This is a genomic window from candidate division KSB1 bacterium, assembly GCA_034521575.1.
In the GTDB taxonomy this organism is placed as follows: Bacteria; Zhuqueibacterota; Zhuqueibacteria; order Residuimicrobiales; family Krinioviventaceae; genus JAXHMJ01.
In genome coordinates, this window is the sequence record JAXHMJ010000005.1 from 899,120 (window position 1) to 920,885 (window position 21,766).

Here is a 21,766-nt window from a genome sequence, read left to right on the forward strand (position 1 = left end):
GAAGTTGAATCGTTTATTTAAAAAACCGGATTCTCCGGATCGTGCAGGGGCTCTGCCCCTGTCACGTCCTATAACCGAGGGCTCTGCCCTCTGTCCCGCTCAAAACAGCTCGCGCTGGCAAACACCGCTCAGTCCACAGCTGAATTCTCCTTGACAAAATCGACCACCTCGTCCACGCTGCAGAACGCCAGTCCGGTCACCGTATCGGCGGCGCCGTAATAGATGGCAATGCGGCCGGTCTCTGCATCCGTCAGCGCTGCACAGGGAAACACCACGTTGGGCACATCGCCCACGCATTCATAAGTCTCTCTCGGATTCAGCAGATAGGGTTCGCCGCGGTACAATACCTTCCAGGGTTCATCCAGATCCAAAAGCGCGGCGCCAAAACTGTAGACAAACCCGTTGCAGCTGGTCATTACACCGTGATAGAACAGCAGCCAGCCTTCAGAGGTCTCGATGGGCACCGGTCCGGGACCGATTTTGGTGCATTCCCAGGTGAGTTTATCCTGTTTCGGCGACATGACATGCCGGTGACAGCCCCAGTGAACCATATCCGGACTCTGACTAACAAAAATATCCCCGAACGGCGTATGCCCGGTGTCACTGGGCCGACTGAGCATGTAATACTTGCCGTTGATTTTGCGCGGAAACAGCACGCCGTTGCGGTTAAAGGGCAGAAATGCATTTTCCATTTGATAAAAGGTCTTGAAATCATCCGTATATCCCACCCCGATGGTATAGCCGTGGTAATTGTTGCACCAGTTGATATAGTAGCGGTCCTCGATCTTGATCACACGCGGATCATAGGCTTCGACAAACTGCCGGATCTCGTCATTCTCGCTGACCCATTGAATGGGACCGGGATCGATCTCGAACTGAAATCCGTCCTTGCTGCGGCCGTTGTGAATGCGCATATGCCGGCAGGTCTGTCCGCCCGAAACACCCCGGCAAACTCACCGTTGAACGGCACCACCGCGCTGTTGAAAATGCTGTTCAGCGCCCGGAAACAGATCACGCGGGATCACCGGATTCTGGTCATAACGCCACACCACATCGCTGCTTCCCGCGGGTCGGTCCTGCCAGGGAATATTAGCCAGAGAATCACCGATTATGTTTACCTTGTTCATATTTGTCCTTTCTGCACTCTAGTTTATGGCCGCACTCCGCCCTGCTTTGCGGCTGTCGTGAGGCTGCCTGGATTCGCATAAAGTGGATCGACAGCATACTGTTACATACCGGTATGAATATAACAGAATTTATCAACAGGATCAAGGACAAGTTGATCGGTTGAACAGAAAAATAGTAAAAAATCAAGCGGGAGCGTTGATTGTTATACGTAATCAAACGGCTGTTTTATACATTATCCAGGTGCCGGACAGCGTTGTAATCCCCGACGATGATGAATGTTTTACCGTTGAGAGCCGTATGCCGTTCATCGCGCAGGTTTTGACGTCTTTAGCAGATAAATGCATGTTTCCGCATGTGGCTTACCGTACTTTGAATTGCACGTGCCGCAGCCCTTGTTTCAGGTTAGAAACAGCATTGTTTTGACGTATCCATTCGAATTGAAAACATTAATCGCTAAATACAAGCTTGTGACAGTATTTTTGCGTCAATGTGTTATCGCTTTGTTGAAAATAATGATATCATCTCTGGCGAATTCAGGTATTTTACATCTCGGTATGCTTTGGAAGCTCCTTATGAATTTTGAGGAAATCCTGTTCTTGCCCAAAATGCGCCCTTTTGTGGCAGTTAGGGCACAAAGCAGCAGCATTTTCAATCGTATCTTCTCCACCTTCGGATAAGGTTATCCAATGATGAACTTCTAAATATGGTTTTCCGTCAGATTTTTTATCAAAAGATGCATCACATCCACATAATTCACATTTGCCTTTGGATCGTTTGAGTACAAAGGCTATTACATCAGGATTTCGCCTAAAACCAGACGATATGATTTGTACTTTTTCCGGGATCATTTCGGCTTTTGCTAGACGTTTCTCTAAAAAGTCTTCTTTTTTCTGTAAAGAGACAGACACTTTTTTCCCCAGTTCTGCATCCAAACGATCATTTATATAAGAATTTTCAAGCTTTAGAAATGGAGGTGCGAATACATAACTCCACCCTCCAGATCTGGATCGCTTTTTAAGAGGTTCGCCATTACTTTCCTTGACAAGATGTAAAGTAGAAAGCTGATTGGGCAGCTCGACCAGATTTCTGATTGAAATCAGGTTAACACACTTTTTACCCTTCATTTCAAAATAAATTTCGTTTTCTTTTGGCTGAAACCGTTTAATGTGATCATTCAAAAAAGCCAGTCTTTCATTCGAAATTTGATTCTTGTCTTCCCATCCGATTATATCCGCTGAATAACAGATTTGATTGAGTTGAGCTGTTGTTGAAATATAAAGAGGCAATGGCGATTCTGGCGCGGGAGGATTCTGCTTTAATCTCTTTATGGTAGATTCTGCATAGGGCTGCAAATAAAAGGTCTTGCCAGGATTTGCATTTTGAGATCGCATAATCTCATCAAGCACATCTTTAAAAACACCATTAATAAATAATGCTTTTTCCATCATGTCTCCCTGGCTCTAATGTTTTTCAGAAACGTGCAAGCTCGATTATTTATTTTAAAACTGAAAAAGAAAAGTGCACGTCTTTAATTTATACAGATTATCCGCGCCCTCAAATTGATACTTTTAATTTAAAATTTTAGTATTCCATCTTCACCTATTTTGGCATCAGAAGAATTTTCGACTTCAGATACAAGCTCTTTGCCAAATATTTCTTTTATTTTTGCATGTGATTCAAAGTCATTGCCGTTTGCAGTCTCTATAATCTGAAATGTTTTTCTATCCAGATTCAAACCAACAAGAATCTGGATTTTTTCTATGGTTTCGAACGATTTATATAATCGAAAAAACCCGCTCGAACGAAAATATCCCACCAGTATATCAAAATATTTTACATCTTTTAGTATTTGGGTGAACCTGTCAAGCAGTGTGGAATCAGGTTCATTGGTGAAAAAGGTTAAATCAGTTTTCAAGTTTTGTTCTGTCATAATATTCCAATCACGGAATTTGAATTTGCAAATGTGTATGAAAGAATTTAATAAAATAATCAAAAATGTAAAACCATATATATAGAAATTTCAAGAGTCCAACGATGCACAATGACAATAAAATACTATTCACGTATTTAAATACTCGTTTTTTGAAATAGACAAAAAAATGCATTCTTTGTCAAAAACATACGAATTCAGATTGACTCGCATCAATAACACCCTGTATCATTTCAAAGAAAGATTTTGACCACCCGATTAAACCTGTGTCCGGCATGACGTCCCCGTTGGCACAGATCACTGTTGAATAATATATATTTATGGAATGAAATGCCAGGGAAAGTTTTAAGTGTTAAGGAAGGCAAGCTGAAAAGTTGAAGCGTTGAAGCGTTGAGATTGAGGATCACAGAATCCGTTCAACTCTCAACAATCTCCATTTTGACCCGTTTGCCGAGCGCTCTGGCATAGTTCTCAAGCGTCGATAATCTGATATCTTCGGAGTGGTTCTCAATCCGGGATATGGACGATTTCTTTGTGTTCATTTTATGTGCAATTTGCTCCTGTGTCATCCCGGATTCGATGCGCGCCTGACGCAAAAGCACACCAATCTTAAAATTTTTATAACCCTTTTCAAAATTCTCACGAAAATCCGGATCCGTTTTTTTTCTATTATGAATATAATTTTCCAGGTCACTCATTTTCGTTTCTCCTTAAAAAGTCCTTTTTCCGTTGTTCAGCTGTTTCTATTTCTTTTTTGGGAGTTTTTTGTGATTTTTTCAAAAAAGCATGGTTCAACACAATGAGGTTATCTTTGTAAAAAAAGCCGAGTATTCTAACATTGTTTTTACCTGCTTTTACTCTTACCTCCCAGAGTTCAGATGTCCCTTTTAATTTCTTAAAATATTGTATGGGAACAACATATAAATCCTCGATCAGTTTCAATACCCAGACAACTTTTTGTGCCTGCTTGCCGTTAAGCGAATCCAAAAATTCTTCTACCGGACAAAAACCGGAATCGGTTCTGTAAAAAGAAACTTTCCAAGTTAACATAATTGTGAACACAAATCAAGAATTATTTTTTATCCTTTTATAAATCTAAAAGTGCGTTTTTATTTCGTTTGTCATACATTTATTCCTGCTATTCCTGTAAATCCTTTTTGAGATAAATCATATCAAAAAGTTGTATATCTCCCTCGAAAATAGGGTGGTCGTAATTGTCTGTAAAAAAATTCTTTACTCGATGTGACGTTTCAAATCCACAACTTTTAAAACCAAAGACCGTGCAAAACAAAACATCGGCAAATCAAATCTTGACTTTATTGCAGAAAATGATTATGATAAACAAATGTTTCTGTTCCGATTATCGCTGTCCGAACCGAATATTTGCCTCTGACGGTTGAATGACCGCCGGGCCGCATCAGGATCCCTTCTCAGCATTAAAAGAGACATTTGAACAGACAAGGCTGCCGAATGTCAGCATTTCAACTGTTTTACGAACAGGCGTCTCGCTATTTATAGAATCAACCGGTTTTAAGCAGATTATTGACGCAGGTCATCACTTTTTTTCAGGAGGCACCCATGAAACCCATCATAAAAACAGGCCTGTTGCCGCTGCTATTTCTCTTTATCGCGTGCTCGGATTCAGGCGGCCCCACAGCGCCAAGTCCGGTGTTCGACGGAAAGATCACCACTGAGTCTTCCGTTGAGGTGACCCGGCAGGAGGTGTCTGCCGCCGGGGGATCCGTGATTATTGATGATCCGTCTGACCCGTTGCACGGCTTTGAACTCACCCTACCGCCGGACGGATTCGGGCAGTCTGAGGAGTTTGTCATCTCCCGGGCTGAAATTACGGCCCACGAGCGCGGCGCGCATTTCAATCCGGTTTCCCCCATGATCAGCATCCGCGGCCCGGCCGGTTACTCGGCCGATCCCCTGACTGTCAAAGTGCCTGTCAGTATACCCGAGGATCATTTTGCCATGGGCTTTTTCTACAATGAAGCCACCGGAACCCTTGAACCCATCCCGGTCGAACAGCTCAGCACGGATTTTGTCACGTTGAGCACCCGGCATCTGTCGCCGGAGGGCATAACCTCGCTGTCCAAACGCTCGCTCCGAAGCGGCGTCCCCGCGGTGGGTAATCTGGTGATCAGCTCGATCCAGCAAACAGTCCTGGACGGACAGCCCGTGCTGTCCAGCGGATTCAAACCCGGAGAAGACGACTGGGAGTTTCCCAATTACGGCTCCTTTGTCTGTCCCGGCGGTCACTGTGCCGGACAGTCCATGGCGGCCATGTGGTATTATTATGAACAGAAACTGAACGGCAAAGAAAACCTCTATGCAGCGTACGACAGCCTGAACGATCCTTCTGACCCGTCCTCTCTCTGGGAGGATAATCCGCGCGGCTACCGCTTTTGTTCCACGCTGCAGAAAGATCAGAATTTCGATCACTGGGTGGAGAATGTCAAATGGGCGTCCATGCGGCCCCGCTTGACCTATTATTCGTTTATTACCGCCATGCTGCTGACCGGCGAACCCCAGTACGTGCTGATCCATAACAGTACGGCCGGCGGGGGACATGCGATGATCGTGTATCAGGTCACACCGTCCACCGGCACGCTTCATATCGCGGACCCCAATTTCCCCAACAACCAGACCCGCCGCATTCAATACGAGAACGGCGTACTGCAGCCCTATTCCAGCGCCGCGGTTGCCGGGGGCGAAGGCAAAGCATACGACGAAATCGGCTATGCGGCCAAATCCACGCATATCGACTGGCAAACCATCCCGCAGCGCTGGGCCGAGTTTGAGAACGGCATAATCGGCGATGACCGGTTCCCGGACTATGCATTGCGGGTGAGAAACGGCGGCGGATTTGATGTGACCGGAGATTTTACCACCTTTCTGGACACGCTTGAACTGCACTGCCGGTCGACTGAAATGCCTTTTTATTTGACGGGCACAGACCGTTATCAGGTGTTCTATGTCTATGATGACCAGGGAAACTATCTGGGAGGCGGACGCCCCGCCAATCACGGCGTGTTCAAACTACCGGTCAAAAAAGGAAAAAACACATTCGGTTTCAGCATCAGAGGTGCCGTATCTACTTCATCCGTGGAAGAGTATGTGGATTTCAAATGGATCACCATTGACCGCACCGAGGATGTCGATTATTCCAGTGTCAAAGAGATTATCATCGGACTCCTGGCGGTGACCACCCACTGGGAAAAAGAGAACGGGGATCAAAAAAATTACGGATTTTCCCCGACAGCCGGCGCGGATGTCACGTTCGACGGCTCGGTGTTCACCGGTACCTCCTCAATCGATGGAGACAGTGTGTGGGTCAAGGTGGCGGGATTTTCGATCGAATTCTTTTGCAAGACACGCGAATCGCTGGGAAGTCCCGGAAACCGGGATGTTAGTTTCAGCGGCACCTTGAATACCATCACCGAGGTCAATGACCGGGGATTCGGTTTCTCCGCAACCGGGACCGCGGTCGCTTCGGCTCTGTCCACTCTGGAAATCGATCCGCCGAACGGGTATACCTACCTCGGGTATACCGCGGAATCCAATACCAGCCTGGGCGTTTTATTCAGGTACTGAGCAGGCATACAGTCGATCCCCGCTGCAGGGACAAGTTCTGATTCCCGCCCGCTTCAGCGGGTAAAACCGTTTCTCCGTTTTGAGTAAGCGAACCCATATCTTTCAGTCCGCTGGCAGCATTTTGGGTTGCGGCTACATGATGTCATTCGCGGCTATTGACATCAGAGTCCAACACCACCCTCACCGGCTTTGCCGACGCCGAAATCCGCCTGACTGCCGAACAGCGACACACCGAAATCGCTTTTCTGACCGCCGAATTCGGCGTCCACCAGACCAATTCCGTCCCACCCGTGATCGTCCGCTGCTCCGGTCTGAGTGATTTTCAAAAACCCAAAGCGCCTTCCAGATGGGGTAAAGCGCAAATATCCGCAATATCTCAATGTATGAAATAAACCATTGCATTTAATTGTTCTATTCATTACTACATTGATAATATTTATCATATTAAAAGGAGAACCGTTGAAATTTTCAAAAAAAAGTGAATACGCCATCTATGCGCTCATTGACCTCAGTCGGCAAGAAAAAGAAAAAGCCGTGCCGTTATCCGAGATCAGCGCACGCCAGAATATCCCCATGCCGTTCCTCGAACAAATTATGCTGACTTTGAAAAGCGGCGGGATTGTCAGCTCACGACGCGGCAGCGGCGGTGGCTTTATACTGAGCCGACATCCAAAGCAAATTACTTTGGGTGAAATTATTAAACTGACCGAAGGTCCTCTTGGTCTGGATACGGATTCTGCCAAAGAGTATTCGTCTGCGGAAAGACAGGTTTTCTTCGAAATTTGGCAGCAGGTCTCCACCACCGTTCAAAAGGCAATCGGGCGCATAACCCTCACCGATATGAATCAACGAATTATAGAAATCAATGAATCCCGGGAATACAGTTACGTTATTTAGAAAGGAGATTTTATGAGCCATAAAATAGAGACCCTGGCTCTGCACGCCGGACACACACCGGACAGCGACACGCTTTCTCGTGCGGTGCCTTTGCACCGAACCAGCTCTTATCTATTCAAGAGCAGCGAACACGCTAAAAATCTATTCAATCTTAAAGAGCAAGGCAATATTTACACACGACTCGGCAACCCCACTCAGGACGTACTGGAACAGCGCGTTGCAGCCATGGAAGGTGGCGGCGCCGCCCTGGCCCTGGCCTCCGGCACCGCGGCCGTCCAGTATTCGATCATGAACATTTGTTCCGCCGGAGATGAATTTGTCACCGCCAACAATCTATACGGCGGCACGTATACCATGTTTAACGATATTTTACCGCAATTCGGCATCAAGGCGCATTTTGTCAATCCTGATGATATGGACGCCTGGGAACAGGCGATCACTGAAAAGACCAGGCTGCTTTATGTGGAAACGATCGGCAATCCGACCCTAAGCGTAACGGACCTAAAGGCGGTCGCCCGCATTGCAGAAAAGCATCATCTTCCTCTTGTGGTCGATTCCACGTTTACCACCCCCTACCTCCTGCGTCCCATTGAACACGGCGCGCATATCGTTATCCACTCTCTCACCAAGTGGATGGGCGGACACGGCGCAGGAATCGGCGGGATTGTGGTGGACAGCGGTAAATTTGACTGGACTGATTCCAAATTCCCGCTCTACAATGAACCGGATAACAGCTATCACGGCATCCGTTACGCTCATGATCTGGGCGATCTGAATCCCCTGGCGTTTATCATGCGCATGCGCCTGGTGCCATTGCGCAACCTGGGTGCCTGTATCTCGCCGGATAACGCCTGGCTGTTTCTTCAGGGCATTGAAACCCTGGCGCTGAGAATGCAGCGCCACTGCGATAACGCCATGCAGACCGCCAAATTTTTGAAAAAACATAAAAAAGTCGAATGGGTGCGCTATCCCGGACTGTACAGCGATCCGTCACATAAAATTGCCAAACAGGTTCTTGAGAATGGATACGGCGGTATGGTCGTCTTTGGAATCAAAGGCGGACGCCGGGCCGGAGAAGCTTTTATTGAAAATCTGCATTTGTTTTCGCATCTGGCCAATGTAGGTGATGCCAAAAGTCTGGCCATTCATCCGGCCGGAACCACCCATTCACAGATGAGCGCAGAACAGCAAAAAGCCGCCGGACTGCCGCCGGAACTGGTGCGGTTATCCATCGGCATTGAAAATATCGATGACATTTTATCTGACATTGAGCAGGCGCTTGAACATATATAGTGAATTTATTAACGAGGTGTTTTATGAATATATACAAAGACAACAGTTATTCCATCGGACGCACACCGTTGGTGCAGTTGAATAAAATTGCAAAAAACAGCAAGGCGACCATACTCGCTAAAATCGAAGGCCGCAATCCAGCCTATTCCGTCAAATGCCGGATCGGCGCCAACATGATCTGGGATGCTGAAAAACGCGGAATTTTAAATCCCGCTAAAACCATTGTGGAACCGACGAGCGGCAACACCGGCATCGCTCTTGCGTTTACCGGAGCCGCTCGCGGTTATCAGGTTATCCTCACCATGCCGGAATCCGCCAGCATTGAACGTCGAAAAGTCATGAAAGCCCTGGGCGCGCAGCTCATTTTAACACCGGCTGAGGACGGCATGAAAGGCGCCATTGCCAAGGCGCAGGAAATCCTGAACAATGATCCAACCCGTTATATTTTCCTGAATCAGTTCGAGAATCCCGCAAATCCTGCGATTCACGAATCCACCACCGGCCCGGAAATCTGGCAGGATACCGACGGCAATATCGATATATTTGTCGCGGGTGTCGGCACCGGCGGAACATTCTCCGGTGTCTCCCGATTTTTCAAGTCCAAAAAAGCTGTAAAAACCATTGCCGTCGAACCGACGACCAGTCCGGTTATCACTCAGACGTTGAATGGTGAATCCCTGCAGCCGGGCAGCCACAAAATTCAGGGTATCGGAGCCGGGTTCGTGCCTCATAATCTGGATCTTGACCTCGTCGACGCGGTCGAACAGGTGAGCAGCGAAAAAGCCATCGAGTATTCACAGCGGCTGGCGCGTGAAGAGGGCATTCTTTCCGGCATTTCGTGCGGCGCTGCGGCAGCTGCAGCTGTCAAAATCGGGGCGCGCGAAGAAAACAGCGGCAAGACAATCGTCACCATACTGCCGGATGCCGGAGAACGCTATTTATCGACCCCGCTGTTTGAAGGACTGTTTGATCCGCAAACCGGCGCTTAATTCTGTTTTGAAAAACTCTCTGCTTTTTGTATATTATCTCTTTGCAATCAATGGAAACACTTTATCAAATGGAGAGATAGTATGGCAAAAGCAGAGAGTACTATAATGGATAAACTGATATCGATGTCCAAACGCCGCGGCTATATCTTTCAGTCCAGTGAAATATACGGCGGACTGGCCAGTTGTTATGATTACGGCCCCCTCGGTGTAGAGCTGAAAAACAATATAAAAAAATTCTGGTGGAAATGGATGGTCCAGAATCGCGAGAATATCGTCGGCCTGGATTCCGCCATTCTCATGTCCCCGCGAATCTGGGAGGCGTCCGGTCATGTGGAAGGTTTCACGGATCCGCTGGTGGATTGTAAAAAATGTAAACACCGTTTCCGCCAGGACGTGCTTGAAAATCCGTCAACGTGTCCGGACTGCGGCGGAGAATTGACCGATCCCCGCCAGTTCAACCTGATGTTTAAGACGCATATGGGCCCTATTGAAGACAGCGGACATATTGTGTACCTGCGTCCTGAAACCGCTCAGGGCATCTATGTCAATTTTTTAAACGTGATTAATTCATCCCGTCAAAAAGTGCCGTTCGGCATTGCACAGATCGGTAAAGCTTTTCGCAACGAGATTACCACGGAAAACTTTATATTTCGCACCCGCGAATTTGAACAAATGGAAATGCAGTTTTTTGTAAAACCGGGCGAAGACATGGAATGGTTTGAGCACTGGAAACAGGATCGCATTCATTACTATAAAGAACTGGGTATCCGGGAAGAAAAACTGCGGTTCCACCAGCATGGTGATGATGAGCTGGCACATTACGCAGCCGCCGCGTTTGACATTGAATACGAATTCCCGTTCGGCTGGAAAGAGCTTGAAGGAATTCATAACCGCACGGATTTTGATCTCAAACGCCATCAGGAGCATTCCGGCAAAGATATGAGCTATTATAACAATGAAACCAAAGAGCGGTTCCTACCCTATATCGTGGAAACGTCCGCCGGCGCTGACCGTACGGTCTTGACCGTACTGGCCGACGCTTATGAAGAACAGGAACTTGAAAAAGACACACGTACGGTTCTGCATCTGCATCCGGCGCTTGCCCCGATTAAAGCCGGTGTGTTTCCATTGGTAAAAAAAGGCGGATTGGCGGAATTGGCTCAGAAAATCCATACGGACTTGAAAAAACATTTCAATGTATTTTATGATCAGGGAGGCGCGGTCGGCAGACGTTATCGCCGCCAGGATGAAATCGGCACCCCCTATTGTATTACCGTTGACTTTGACACGCTGGAAGATGACACTGTAACCCTCCGGGATCGCGATTCAATGGAACAGCAGCGTATCAAAATCGATGCGCTATTTGATACGCTTTATTGTAAAATAAATGGCATGTAAAACGGTGTAAAACGCAGGGCGGTTATCCCGCGTCTTTTCGGAATAACAGCTCTGCGTTTACGGATTAGTATCTTTTTCCCTTTCCTCTTGCAAGCGCTCGCGCAGTTCTTTTAGCATCTTTTCTTTTTCTTCCCGTTCCTGCAGCAAAAGCTCCTGATAGGTTTCTATAAACTCGCGTTCTGACACATCGTCATGCCGGAGTTTTTCCAGAAAACGCTCCCGATCAAACTGCAAATCGGTTTCGGATGTATCAACCGGCGGAGAAGCGCCCAGCGCGTCCCGCAAATCATCTCCCCTATTGCGTGATTCACCGGCGTCCAGGGTCACTCCCAATCCCGCCCGAATCCGCCAGGCGGGCAAATTGGGCGCTTTGGCCCAAAACGGATCCGCATAACTATACATATAATCCGTACGATCAGTCCCGCCTCTCAGCAGGACAGTCAGCGAGACATTGAGATTCAGCCAGGCCATCGGTTCGAGTGTGAATCCACTATTCATAATCAAACTGTTTTCCCGGGTATAGGCGGATATCGGCGGACGCTGGACAAATTGACGCCCGTACAATTCGACATAAAAAGCCATAGCCTTGTAATGACTCTGAGCGGACATCCCGTATACAATTTCCTTTGTACTTTTTTCAACGGTTAAATTGTCCTTTTCATCCGTCGTCAGGTTCAAGCCGCGGTCATTGTGGTCCAAAAGCTGTGTGTTAAAATCGAGCTGCACATCAAAACATTCTTCCCGCAGAACAATCCAGCTTGCCAGCCCTCCAACGCCAAAGCGAACGTGACGGGTCGCATAATAACTCAGAGGTGGATTTGTATACGTATCAAGCGGAACCCGGGAAGAAAATCGAACAGCCATAAAGAATGTAGAATCATTCAGCGGCCGGGTTCCCCAGGTGGCCCACAAATCCACATGCGCAGGAGAACTCCATGTTTGGCCGGGACGGTGATTGCTTTTTAACAGCATCACCAACCCTCCAAAGCCCAAACCTGAATAAGGCGAATAAAAAACTCCGCTCTCGAATTGCTTGTCGCTTATTTGTTCGGTTCGATCCGGGCTATACTCGACCGGAGAGGATCGAAAAGTTGCAAACTGTAAAAGCGTGTAAACATGCCCTCTGGGCGGCATGACCGCGCTTTGTACCATTCTGGAATAGCTGACGGAATGGTTGGTTTGTGCCGAGACAATCCATATCCCAGGGAATCCCGCCAATAGCAATAAAACAACACTGCGTTTCATGTTCTTTTTCATTTTCAACACCAATAAAATCCTGGTCTATTCCCGCTCACAGTCTACATATTTTATAAAGCAAAAACAACAAAAAAATAAACCTGCAAACAATCAAAACTGTATAAACAGTTTGCACATAATCTTCATTCCGGTGAAGATGCGAAAAGTTGGAACACAATGAGTAATTTTTCACCAAGTGGGGGATTTTACCCACTTTCCCGCAACGAAAAAAAGTCCTAAATTTACCTCGATCATAAAAATGCCCTATATCATTAAATAACAACACTCTATTAATCCATTTAATATAGGTTTTTTATCGGTTTTGGCATATTGCTTGCATGTAGAAATTCAGAGTATGGAAACGTTGGATGCAATTATTAAAGAGAGGAGAGCTATGGGAGAGGTTCAATTGGATGCAGAGTTTATTTATCCTCAAATCCAAATAATCAGTGAAGAACATTCGGAATCCCGACTCAAAAGCCTCGCCGAGGTTGAACTAGAGCACATCATTCATGTTTTGGAAAAAGTTGGAGGCAATAAATCCAAGGCATCACGAATATTGGGGATATCGAGAAAAACACTTCGAGAAAAACTCAAACAATCCGAATTTGTTCTTGCGTGAAAATGTATGAATCAGAGTATGCCCCTGGGTAAACGTTGCTGTTGTGGGAAAAAGGGGGGATACTCTGATTTTTCTATTAAAACATCAAACCAATTCCGATCGACGGCAAGATTCCGATCCCACCGCTGCTTTCAATCCTTTGCTCAAATGAATCATAGCGGGGGATGGTATTGAATGTATAATTGTATGCATTCTGTACATCGAGATAGGTGATCAGCATCAGCCGGTCAAAATACCATCGACGCTCAATCCGGATGTCCAGGGCATGATTCGGAGCAATCCGTTTTGAATTATAAAAATCAGATGACTTGCTAAAATCGGGATTGAACGGCGTATAGGGTCGACCGGTATATACGCGAAATTTGGCATTAAATTCCCATTTTTCTTCGTAAAGATACCCCGCACTGATATTAAAAATCCACCGCTGGTCATAACTTCCAGGCCGGGTTTCGCCATCCAGGGCAGTAAATTCGGTTTGACTAAAAGTTGCGCTCACAATTCCGTAAAGAGGTTTTTGCTTTTTCTGCACAAGCACTTCTATACCGCGTGAGCGGCCTGTCCCCTCACTCACCAGCGGATCAACTCCAAAGGACTGAAACCCGTTTTGAGAACCGCCGAACCCGACACCGGTATTTGCCATAATCAGATATGGGCGCGTCTCGCTAACCGGATAATGATTGTACTGTTTATTGTAAAGCTCTATGCTCAATTTCGTATCCTCACGCAGCAAATACTCATATCCGGCGATAACCTGCTGTGCCTGAATGTAATTCAGGTTTCGATTTTGAGGCCGGGACATGACCCAAATCAAAGACGGAGACTGATGGTACAACCCGGCGCTGGCTTTGATACTTGATGTTTCGTTTAATGAATATTTCAGGGACAACCTGGGGGAGAGTGACAGTGAATTCTTTATCAGGTTAAAATAGTTTGCCCTCACCCCAAAAATGACCTTGAGTTGCGGGAAAAAATGCGAAACCTGCGCCCAGGCCGCGCTCTTGACAGTTAATGTATCATAAGACGCATTTAGAGAAAACCGATTGCCGAAATAATCCTGAAATTCCGGGAGCAGAATATCCGCATCAAACCGAATCAAATTGGCCTGCGCCCCGACTGTAAATTCTGTATTGGATGAAAAATTATAAACCAGATTCTCAATCAGTCCGATTTCCTGTTCAAATGAATTGTTTTGAAATACGGGCTGATTTAACGTATCTGTCTGTTCGAAACGATAATCAACAGCAGTCTGGCTGAGTGTTAAACGGGAAAATCCATTTCGGAACACGTGCCGCCAGGTCAGACCTGCGATCGCCTGATTTTGAGAATTGCCGAGGATCTGTGAGTTGTTCAGTCTGTTTTCACGTGTGTCATTGAAAAAAGTGGTCTTGTCCAGGGCCGCTATTCCCAATACCGTAATTTTGTTATTGGTATTGATATTGTAGACTCCTTTGCCAAAAAATCCCAATACTCCGGGACAAACCCGAAACCATTGGCTTTGAAAATAAAATCCAGATAACTGCGCCGGGCTGAGAAAATAAAATTTCCGTTCCGACTCAGCGGTCCTTCCAGGTCCAGGCCAAATTGCGTGGCGGATAATGTCAACTCTCCGCCGATCCGATCCTCCCGGCCTTCTTTCAGATCAATACTCAAAACCGATGACAATTTATCGCCATAGCGCACACCAAATCCGCCTGTGGCAAATTCGGTTTGCTGTACATAATCCAGATTGATAAAGCTCTGCGGACCGCCGCTTGCCCCCTGGGTGCCAAAATGATTAATATTGTTCACCGCGATACCGTCGACCACATACAGATTCTCTGAAGGTGCTCCGCCGCGAACAATGAGATCATTTCGGCCGGCCTGTGCCTGCGCCACTCCGGGAAGTATGGAAACCGCTCGCACAACATCCTCAAAATTTCCGGGCAAGCGGCGAATTTCTTCACTGGTCTGAATTTGAGTGGACACCGGTTTGTCATTGGATTCAGAGAAAAAATCCGGACGCACGGTAATATCTCCGAATTCAAGCACCGTCTGCCGCAGCTCAAAATTCACGGTCACCGGCCTGACCGGTGTCACCACAACATCCGTTTTGGTGACCGCCGTATAGCCGATCACATCTGCTCGTAACGAATAGATACCGGGCGGCACATCTTCAATACGGTAACTGCCGTCCGTGGCGGCCGCTGCGCCGTAATTCGTACCCAGGATAATAATATTGGCGGCCGGCATGGGCTGATTCGTCGTTACATCAGTCACAGTGCCGACTATATCAGCCGCGCTTATGGAACCGGCGAATAGACAGATCAAAAAAAGTATGTAAATGATTTTCATCATAATATTCCTTTACCTGTAGCATTCAAATTGCAGTATAAAACCATACAACGAAAAGGAATATTCCAGGCGCTGAAAATCAAACGCGGTGTCCGGGAAATGCTATTGACGATTTTGAACAGCTCTTAACCCTGCAGTCTATCGATTGTGATCCAGTATATCCCGCAATTTTTCCGCCAGAGATGCCGGTGAAAAGGGTTTCTGGATGAAATTAATATTCTCCGTTAAAACCCCTTCTTTACCGATTGTGTCATCGGTGTAACCGGACATAAAAATAATGACCAGATCCGGCTGTTTTACAGCCAATTGGTCGGCCAATTCCTTGCCGCTCACATTCGGCATCACAACATCGGTGAGCAGAACATCAATTTTCTGCGCTGCGTTTGCATAGACAGACAGGGCTTCTTCCGCATCAGCGGCTGTCAATGTGGTATAACCAAACTTTTGCAAAGATGATTTGGCAATATTGCGTATGGCTTGCTCATCTTCCACAATGAGAATGGTCTCATCCCCTTTCAGACAATGTTCTTCATGACTCATACAACCAATCTCCCACTCCTTTATTGTTCGGGATTCCGGCAAAATTGGCATAAAAATCGGATCAGCACAATTTTTACCCGCCATCTCCCCGGCGCCCCGATTTTGCAATTTTTCCTACACGGGCAACCCCAGCCCGTTCATCTATACACTCAATCCCGCAAAAACGGCATTCGATTCCGAATGCTTTATATAAAAATTAATAAAAAAATAGCAAAATTGCAAACAATTTATGTTTTACTGAACGCCGGATAAAATCGGGCTCCAGACTGTAGTTCAGCTGTTCCGAACCAGGCCAACCGCACAGTTGAAACCATTCCTCATTGCCAGAAGCCCAACTCAAAACTGCTGAAACAAAATTCGTCTCACCGGGATGGTCTCCAACCAGATCAAATCGACCTCCACGCACAATCCGATATACATGCCGGGTTCCACAAAAGTCATTCAAAATGCGCAGTTAATTCACTGTTGCAGTCATTGGCCTGCACCAAAAGCGGAACAAAAAAGACAAACAGCCAGATTCTAGTCATCAGACTTTTCCTGTTTTCGTGAAAATGATATTGCCCTTTTCGACAGTGATCCAGACATTCACCGCACATCAGACACTCCTGACAGTTCATCTCGATATCCACACCAATAGCCAGCATTTTACATTGCCGTGAACAGGCTTTGCAAGCCGTGCAATCGGCTCCGGCAGCCAGCCGCAGAGCGCCGGGTAATTTGCCAATCCAGCCCAGAACCAATCCGACCGGACAGGCGCCGCGGCAAAATGGCCGGTATATGAACAATGAGGTGATCAGCAAAAGCGCAAGCAGTACAAGACTGATGGTGTTGCCGGCCATCAGATTAAAGATGACTTTGAACGGGTCATAATGAATAAATTCGTTGGTTCGGGTGATGATCAACTGTGTAACCAGGGCGGCAAACAAAACAATTTGTGCAATTTTTAGCGAGCGCTGAATGCGCGAGGACTGAAACCGCTTGACTCCGGGCGCCCGATATAAAAATTCCTGCACGGCGCCGAGATGGCATACCCATCCGCACCAGACCCGGCCAAAAACATAGGTCAATGGAATCAGACCTAAAAACCACAACGGCTGATACCAGCGAACCGTTTCCCCCAGCCCGGCAAGCACGCTGTTTTGAAAGCTGGAAATCATACAGGGACAACCGCCGTTGAGAAAACCGAAAAAAATCACTGCGCCCAATAAGAACAACGGGCGCAGTGTCCGCAGCGCTGAAAATCGGACAGCAACACCGGCTGCAGCGGTCAAACCCAGCGCTATCAATGTATATCGCAGTCCGCGCGGAATCCCCGCATCATGCGCGCAATCCCCTGCACACCCGGCGGTAGACGTATCAACCTGCTGCTCAAAATCCCCAAACTCTGCATCCGACAACTCTTGAAATTCATCGGCAAACGCTGTCTGCATCCCTCCCAGGACAAAGCCCACGATCAGCGCCGGAATCCACGGCCGACCTCTCCGTATCATGTCATCCTCTTATTTGATTTGTATTTCACCGCTGCCGGCGGCGCCGCCTTTATCACAGCTGCGTACCGCTTTCAGGACAGCTTTGCTATCAGCATTTTTTTGCACTTTGGCTTTGACCAACCGCACATAATCATATTCAGACACTTTTTTCCAGGGTGTGGCGCCCAGCAGTTCCAGACCGTCGCCGGTGAATTGGGTGGCTTTAATTCCATGCGGACAATTCCGGTGTGTCAGATGAACATCCACCTTGAAAATTACTTCATCACCGGTATGATAGTCTTTTTTGGATTCCCCGTGGACGCTTATTTTGATATCACAAGCGGCTGCGGCTTGTATCAGCATAAATATAACCACAAAAACAACATATTTTTTCATCATGTTCCTCTCTGTTTTTTGATCACAAACAGACAAAAGTTGCGCCAAAACAATTATATTGTTTTTTAATCACTTACCAAATCAACCTTCGACGAAACAGTCGAATATTTGCGTCTGTTTCGTCGAAATCAAATAAATTTACACAATCCTCTGTTAAAAACAAACAATTTGACTTTATCAGCAAAATAAGCTATATTGACAGGTTTGCTGAAAAATGAGTGAAAGGATGAACTATGCGTACAGCAAAATTTTGGGTTATCATTATGATTATTTCACTGCTTGGGGGATGTTCTCAAGGTCCTTTTCCCAACCGTAAAACGGTTTCTTATGTAGAAGGAGAACTGGCCAAACTGGCTCCTGTTCAGATCAACAGCGACCTGTCCGGTTTATCAGACGGAGATGTTGAGGCGCTGAAACAGCTGCTGCAGGCCTCTCATCTCATTGATTCCCTGTTTTTACTGCAGGTCGATCCTGAAAATCCGGGTCTGCGGGCGGAACTGGTGGATGCCGGTTATCAGAAGCATCTGGAACTTTTTGACATCATGTTTGGACGCTGGAACCGGCTTGTTAATGACGAACCGTTTCTGGATCACCATGAAAAACCGTTGGGCGCCGGATTCTATCCGACGGACATGAGCAAAAAAGAATTTGAAACCTACATTCAAAATCACCCGGACCAGGAAGAAGCATTTACCAGCGAATTCACCCTGATCCGGCGGGACAGCAGCGGCCTGAAAGCCGTGCCCTATCACGTTGCTTTTCCTAAAGTCCGACGTATCGCCGATCATCTCAAAAATGCCGCAAACGCCACAGATGATCCGAGTTTATCCCGCTTTCTCAATTTAAGAGCGGATGCTTTTTTGACCGATGATTATTATGAAAGCGATATGGCCTGGATGGACCTGAGCGGTGATCTTGAAATCGTGATCTCGCCCTACGAGGTGTACGAAGACGCATTGTTCAATTACAAAGCCGCTTACGAAGCGTTCCTCTGCCGGGTGGATCATGAAGAAAGCCAAAAGCTAAAGAATGTTGCACAGTACCTCAATGATATGGAACGGCATTTGCCCATACCGGAAAAACATAAAAATTACGACCGCGGTTCATCATCGCCGATCAAAGTGGTTCAGGAACTGTACGCCGCCGGTGACACCAAAGCCGGAATTCAAACCACGGCGTTCAATCTCCCCAATGACGAACGTGTACGCAAAGCCAAAGGCTCGAAAAAAGTGATGCTGAAAAACATCGCTCGCGCTAAATTTGATAAATGCTGGATTCCGATCGTCAACACCATATTGGCGGAAGAACCGCTACAGAATGTTTCGTTTGAGGCGTATTTTAATCACGTGCTCATGCACGAGATGAGCCACGGCATCGGTCCCGGGCTTATTACGCTCGGGAATGGCAAAGAAACCTCTGTAGCCAAAGAATTGAAAGAACTGTATTCCACCATAGAAGAATGCAAAGCCGATGTACTCGGAATCTATAATGTAAAATATATGCTGGATATGGGCGTCTTTCCGCCGGATCTGCAGAACTCCATGTACGCCAGTTACCTGGGCGGTATGTTTCGTTCCATCCGGTTCGGCATTGACGAAGCCCACGGCGGCGGTGTGGCCATTCAGTTCAATTTTTTCATGGAAAAGGGCGCCTTTTTCGTCAATGAAAACGGAAAACTGGACCTGAATGCTGAAAAACTGTATCCCGCCATTGTGAAGCTGGCTGAAAAGGTTCTGATGATCGAGGCCACCGGGGATTACAAGGCCGCCCGGGACTTTATCAAGGAATACAGAGTTATGACACCCGTCATGCAGGGATATATTGATGAATTGCAGGACGTACCGGTTGATATCCGTCCGTCTTTTGATCTGGCGGAAATACTCGGAATGGCTGAGAACAAGTAAAGGAGAACTCATGAAAACACTAACGGGAATTGCAATGATACTATCTGTATTATGTATGTCACAAAACTTGTCCGCACAAACCAGAGAACGCAAAGACATTGATAAAGCCTATACCTGGAATCTTACCGATATCTATGAAAGCGATGCAGCCTGGCAGGACGCCAAACAGGAACTGGCGGCTGAGATGGATAAAATCACCAAATTTGAGGGCAAACTCTCTTCTTCCGCACAAACGCTTTTGCAATGTCTTGAATTCAGCAGCAAACTGGATAAAGACCTGACCCGACTGTATGTCTATGCCATGCAGAAATCCGATCTCGACACCCGCGTATCCGAATACCAGGCTATGAAACAGGAACTCGAACAACTGGCAACGCAAATGGGATCCATGGCCTCGTATATCGAACCCGAAATCCTCAAAATGGATTCATCCCAAATACTCAACTTTATCAATCAGAAAAAAAAATTAAAAGTTTACGCCTTTTACCTGAAAGACCTGCTGCGCAAAAAAGAACATCGTTTGTCTCAAAAAGAAGAAAAAATAATGGCGGAAGCGGGACTGTTGACCGGCGGCCCGCAGCATATCTACAGTATTCTGTCCAACGCCGATCTCCCCTATCCAACCGTCACGCTGAGTGACGGCACGGAAGCCAAACTGAATGCAGCCGGCTATGCCAGATACCGCTCCTCGAAAAACCGCAGCGACCGGGAACTGGTGTTTAATTCCTTTTTTACAGCCATGAAGGATTTCAGCAGCACATTCGGCGCCTCTCTGGCCGGCAATATTAAAACCGATCTGTTCAACATGCGCGCCCGCAATTACGAATCCTGTCTGCAGGCCGCTCTGGACCGCAACAACATTCCGACCGAGGTGTATACCAGCCTGATCAACAATGTCACGGCCAATCTGGAATCTTTTCACCGTTATCTGGATATCAAACGGCGGATGCTCGGCGTAGACACCCTAAAGTACAGCGATCTGTATGCCCCGACTGTCAAGAACGTTGATCTGGAATACTCGTATGACAAAGGCAGGGAAATCGTCCTGGAATCCCTGGCTCCGCTCGGAGATGAGTATCTGTCCACGGTTCGTCAGGCCATGGACGAGCGCTGGATCGATGTATACCCGACTCCCGGAAAACGCTCGGGCGCCTATTCCAGCGGCAATGCCTATGACGTTCACCCTTTTATTCTCTTGAATTACAATGATCAGTACAGCGACGTCAGCACGCTGACGCACGAACTGGGTCATACCATGCACAGCTTTTACTCGAACAAAACCCAGCCGTATCCGTTAGCCGATTACTCTATTTTTGTCGCCGAAGTCGCCTCAACTTTTAATGAAGCTCTCCTGACAGAGTATATGCTGGACAAAATCAAGGACGACGACACGCGCCTGTCCCTGCTCATGGAATATCTGGACGGTCTCAAAGGCACCGTGTTCCGCCAGACTCAGTTTGCAGAATTTGAACTCAAAATTCACGAACAGGCTGAAAACGGTCAGGCCTTGACGGGTGAATCCCTGACCCAACTGTATGCAGATATTGTACGGAACTATTACGGCCATGACAAGGGTGTTTGTAACGTCAAAGACCTTTACACCTATGAATGGGCTTATATCCCGCATTTCTATTATAACTTTTATGTTTACCAGTATTCAACATCTTTTTGCGCCTCCACAGCGCTGTCGGAAAAAGTACTGGCGGAAGAACAAGGCGCGCTTTCCAAATACATCCAGTTCATCTCATCCGGCGGTTCGGATTATCCCATCGAACTGCTGAAAGCAGCCGGCGTGGACATGACCACGTCGGAACCGTTTGACAAAACCATGCAAAAGATGAACCGGGTCATGGACGAAATCGAGTCCATTCTGGAGAAAAAAGGAATATAAAAATCACGGCTCACGTTTCCAGCCCCGATTCTTGACGATCGGGGCTTTTTTTTAAATGTAGCCGTTTCTTGATTACCGCAATATTCTTTTCGAGTCCTTTTTCTTGATTTTTTACTGATATTTCATATATTATACCGGTGAT

General features: G+C 46.9%; 19 protein-coding genes and 2 pseudogenes. 8 read left to right on the forward strand and 13 right to left on the reverse strand.

What is annotated here, in order from left to right; all coding sequences use genetic code 11:
- Positions 1 to 128: 128 nt before the first annotated feature.
- The 6 genes and pseudogenes from U5R06_16970 to U5R06_16995 all read right to left on the reverse strand — a co-directional run bounded on the left by U5R06_16970 (position 129) and on the right by U5R06_16995 (position 4,334).
- Positions 129 to 1,127: pseudogene (locus U5R06_16970) on the reverse strand (glycoside hydrolase family 130 protein).
- A 543-nt stretch (positions 1,128 to 1,670) separates the two neighbouring features.
- Positions 1,671 to 2,576, reverse strand: a complete 906-nt coding sequence (locus U5R06_16975) for an HNH endonuclease (protein MDZ7724442.1) — start codon at positions 2,574 to 2,576, stop codon at positions 1,671 to 1,673.
- Between the two features lie 125 nt (positions 2,577 to 2,701).
- A complete protein-coding gene (locus tag U5R06_16980; protein ID MDZ7724443.1) occupies positions 2,702 to 3,058 on the reverse strand; it encodes a hypothetical protein in 357 nt (118 codons plus the stop codon).
- A gap of 416 nt (positions 3,059 to 3,474) precedes the next feature.
- A complete protein-coding gene (locus tag U5R06_16985) occupies positions 3,475 to 3,756 on the reverse strand; it encodes a helix-turn-helix transcriptional regulator (GenBank protein ID MDZ7724444.1) in 282 nt (93 codons plus the stop codon).
- Complete coding sequence (locus U5R06_16990; GenBank protein ID MDZ7724445.1) at positions 3,749 to 4,108, reverse strand: type II toxin-antitoxin system RelE/ParE family toxin; 360 nt, start codon at positions 4,106 to 4,108, stop codon at positions 3,749 to 3,751. The genes U5R06_16985 and U5R06_16990 overlap by 8 nt, the downstream gene beginning before the upstream one ends.
- 88 nt (positions 4,109 to 4,196) lie before the next feature.
- Positions 4,197 to 4,334: pseudogene (locus tag U5R06_16995) on the reverse strand (GNAT family N-acetyltransferase).
- 302 nt (positions 4,335 to 4,636) lie between these two features.
- Here U5R06_16995 and U5R06_17000 point away from each other — a divergent pair.
- Positions 4,637 to 6,658: a hypothetical protein gene (locus U5R06_17000; protein ID MDZ7724446.1), complete on the forward strand. Its 2,022-nt coding sequence runs from the start codon at positions 4,637 to 4,639 to the stop codon at positions 6,656 to 6,658.
- 161 nt (positions 6,659 to 6,819) lie between these two features.
- On the opposite strand, the gene U5R06_17005 is transcribed toward U5R06_17000, so the two are convergent.
- The gene (locus U5R06_17005) at positions 6,820 to 6,984 is read right to left on the reverse strand and encodes a hypothetical protein (GenBank protein ID MDZ7724447.1); all 165 of its coding nucleotides are present in this window, start codon (positions 6,982 to 6,984) and stop codon (positions 6,820 to 6,822) included.
- Positions 6,985 to 7,117: 133 nt separating this feature from the next.
- On the opposite strand from U5R06_17005, the gene U5R06_17010 reads away from it, so the two are divergent.
- The 4 genes from U5R06_17010 (at position 7,118) to U5R06_17025 (ending at position 11,235) form a co-directional block, all read left to right on the forward strand.
- Positions 7,118 to 7,555: an Rrf2 family transcriptional regulator gene (locus U5R06_17010; protein ID MDZ7724448.1), complete on the forward strand. Its 438-nt coding sequence runs from the start codon at positions 7,118 to 7,120 to the stop codon at positions 7,553 to 7,555.
- Between the two features lie 12 nt (positions 7,556 to 7,567).
- Positions 7,568 to 8,848 carry an O-acetylhomoserine aminocarboxypropyltransferase/cysteine synthase family protein gene (locus U5R06_17015; GenBank protein ID MDZ7724449.1) on the forward strand — a complete coding sequence of 427 codons (1,281 nt, stop codon included), beginning with the start codon at positions 7,568 to 7,570 and terminating at the stop codon, positions 8,846 to 8,848.
- A 23-nt stretch (positions 8,849 to 8,871) separates the two neighbouring features.
- Positions 8,872 to 9,837: a cysteine synthase A gene (cysK, locus tag U5R06_17020; GenBank protein MDZ7724450.1), complete on the forward strand. Its 966-nt coding sequence runs from the start codon at positions 8,872 to 8,874 to the stop codon at positions 9,835 to 9,837.
- Between the two features lie 81 nt (positions 9,838 to 9,918).
- Positions 9,919 to 11,235 (forward strand): glycine--tRNA ligase, encoded by a 1,317-nt coding sequence (locus U5R06_17025; protein ID MDZ7724451.1) that lies wholly within the window; start codon positions 9,919 to 9,921, stop codon positions 11,233 to 11,235.
- A gap of 57 nt (positions 11,236 to 11,292) precedes the next feature.
- On the opposite strand, the gene U5R06_17030 is transcribed toward U5R06_17025, so the two are convergent.
- The gene (locus U5R06_17030) at positions 11,293 to 12,492 is read right to left on the reverse strand and encodes a hypothetical protein (protein MDZ7724452.1); all 1,200 of its coding nucleotides are present in this window, start codon (positions 12,490 to 12,492) and stop codon (positions 11,293 to 11,295) included.
- Positions 12,493 to 12,826: 334 nt separating this feature from the next.
- On the opposite strand from U5R06_17030, the gene U5R06_17035 reads away from it, so the two are divergent.
- The gene (locus U5R06_17035; GenBank protein MDZ7724453.1) at positions 12,827 to 13,093 is read left to right on the forward strand and encodes a helix-turn-helix domain-containing protein; all 267 of its coding nucleotides are present in this window, start codon (positions 12,827 to 12,829) and stop codon (positions 13,091 to 13,093) included.
- Positions 13,094 to 13,169: 76 nt separating this feature from the next.
- Here the strand turns inward: U5R06_17035 and U5R06_17040 are convergent, their stop codons facing one another.
- The 5 genes from U5R06_17040 to U5R06_17060 all read right to left on the reverse strand — a co-directional run bounded on the left by U5R06_17040 (position 13,170) and on the right by U5R06_17060 (position 17,832).
- Positions 13,170 to 14,558, reverse strand: a complete 1,389-nt coding sequence (locus tag U5R06_17040; GenBank protein ID MDZ7724454.1) for a hypothetical protein — start codon at positions 14,556 to 14,558, stop codon at positions 13,170 to 13,172.
- Positions 14,492 to 15,427, reverse strand: a complete 936-nt coding sequence (locus U5R06_17045; protein MDZ7724455.1) for a carboxypeptidase regulatory-like domain-containing protein — start codon at positions 15,425 to 15,427, stop codon at positions 14,492 to 14,494. The genes U5R06_17040 and U5R06_17045 overlap by 67 nt, the downstream gene beginning before the upstream one ends.
- A gap of 135 nt (positions 15,428 to 15,562) precedes the next feature.
- The gene (locus U5R06_17050) at positions 15,563 to 15,964 is read right to left on the reverse strand and encodes a response regulator (GenBank protein MDZ7724456.1); all 402 of its coding nucleotides are present in this window, start codon (positions 15,962 to 15,964) and stop codon (positions 15,563 to 15,565) included.
- A 437-nt stretch (positions 15,965 to 16,401) separates the two neighbouring features.
- Positions 16,402 to 17,454 (reverse strand): 4Fe-4S binding protein, encoded by a 1,053-nt coding sequence (locus tag U5R06_17055; GenBank protein ID MDZ7724457.1) that lies wholly within the window; start codon positions 17,452 to 17,454, stop codon positions 16,402 to 16,404.
- 9 nt (positions 17,455 to 17,463) lie between these two features.
- Complete coding sequence (locus U5R06_17060; GenBank protein ID MDZ7724458.1) at positions 17,464 to 17,832, reverse strand: hypothetical protein; 369 nt, start codon at positions 17,830 to 17,832, stop codon at positions 17,464 to 17,466.
- A 230-nt stretch (positions 17,833 to 18,062) separates the two neighbouring features.
- Here U5R06_17060 and U5R06_17065 point away from each other — a divergent pair, with 230 nt between their 5' ends.
- Complete coding sequence (locus U5R06_17065; protein MDZ7724459.1) at positions 18,063 to 19,733, forward strand: peptidase; 1,671 nt, start codon at positions 18,063 to 18,065, stop codon at positions 19,731 to 19,733.
- A 10-nt stretch (positions 19,734 to 19,743) separates the two neighbouring features.
- On the forward strand, positions 19,744 to 21,624 hold the full coding sequence (gene pepF, locus U5R06_17070) for an oligoendopeptidase F (protein MDZ7724460.1): 1,881 nt from the start codon (positions 19,744 to 19,746) through the stop codon (positions 21,622 to 21,624).
- Positions 21,625 to 21,766 lie beyond the last annotated feature (142 nt).

Bases quoted from the DNA above. Each gene is read 5' to 3' on its own strand.
- U5R06_16975 (MDZ7724442.1), bottom strand. From the start codon at position 2,576: ATGATGGAAAAAGCATTATTTATTAATGGTGTTTTTAAAGATGTGCTT.
- U5R06_16980 (MDZ7724443.1), bottom strand. From the start codon at position 3,058: ATGACAGAACAAAACTTGAAAACTGATTTAACCTTTTTCACCAATGAA.
- U5R06_16985 (MDZ7724444.1), bottom strand. From the start codon at position 3,756: ATGAGTGACCTGGAAAATTATATTCATAATAGAAAAAAAACGGATCCG.
- U5R06_16990 (MDZ7724445.1), bottom strand. From the start codon at position 4,108: ATGTTAACTTGGAAAGTTTCTTTTTACAGAACCGATTCCGGTTTTTGT.
- U5R06_17000 (MDZ7724446.1), top strand. From the start codon at position 4,637: ATGAAACCCATCATAAAAACAGGCCTGTTGCCGCTGCTATTTCTCTTT.
- U5R06_17015 (MDZ7724449.1), top strand. From the start codon at position 7,568: ATGAGCCATAAAATAGAGACCCTGGCTCTGCACGCCGGACACACACCG.
- cysK (MDZ7724450.1), top strand. From the start codon at position 8,872: ATGAATATATACAAAGACAACAGTTATTCCATCGGACGCACACCGTTG.
- U5R06_17025 (MDZ7724451.1), top strand. From the start codon at position 9,919: ATGGCAAAAGCAGAGAGTACTATAATGGATAAACTGATATCGATGTCC.
- U5R06_17030 (MDZ7724452.1), bottom strand. From the start codon at position 12,492: ATGAAAAAGAACATGAAACGCAGTGTTGTTTTATTGCTATTGGCGGGA.
- U5R06_17035 (MDZ7724453.1), top strand. From the start codon at position 12,827: ATGGAAACGTTGGATGCAATTATTAAAGAGAGGAGAGCTATGGGAGAG.
- U5R06_17045 (MDZ7724455.1), bottom strand. From the start codon at position 15,427: ATGATGAAAATCATTTACATACTTTTTTTGATCTGTCTATTCGCCGGT.
- U5R06_17050 (MDZ7724456.1), bottom strand. From the start codon at position 15,964: ATGAGTCATGAAGAACATTGTCTGAAAGGGGATGAGACCATTCTCATT.
- U5R06_17055 (MDZ7724457.1), bottom strand. From the start codon at position 17,454: ATGATACGGAGAGGTCGGCCGTGGATTCCGGCGCTGATCGTGGGCTTT.
- U5R06_17060 (MDZ7724458.1), bottom strand. From the start codon at position 17,832: ATGATGAAAAAATATGTTGTTTTTGTGGTTATATTTATGCTGATACAA.
- U5R06_17065 (MDZ7724459.1), top strand. From the start codon at position 18,063: ATGCGTACAGCAAAATTTTGGGTTATCATTATGATTATTTCACTGCTT.
- pepF (MDZ7724460.1), top strand. From the start codon at position 19,744: ATGAAAACACTAACGGGAATTGCAATGATACTATCTGTATTATGTATG.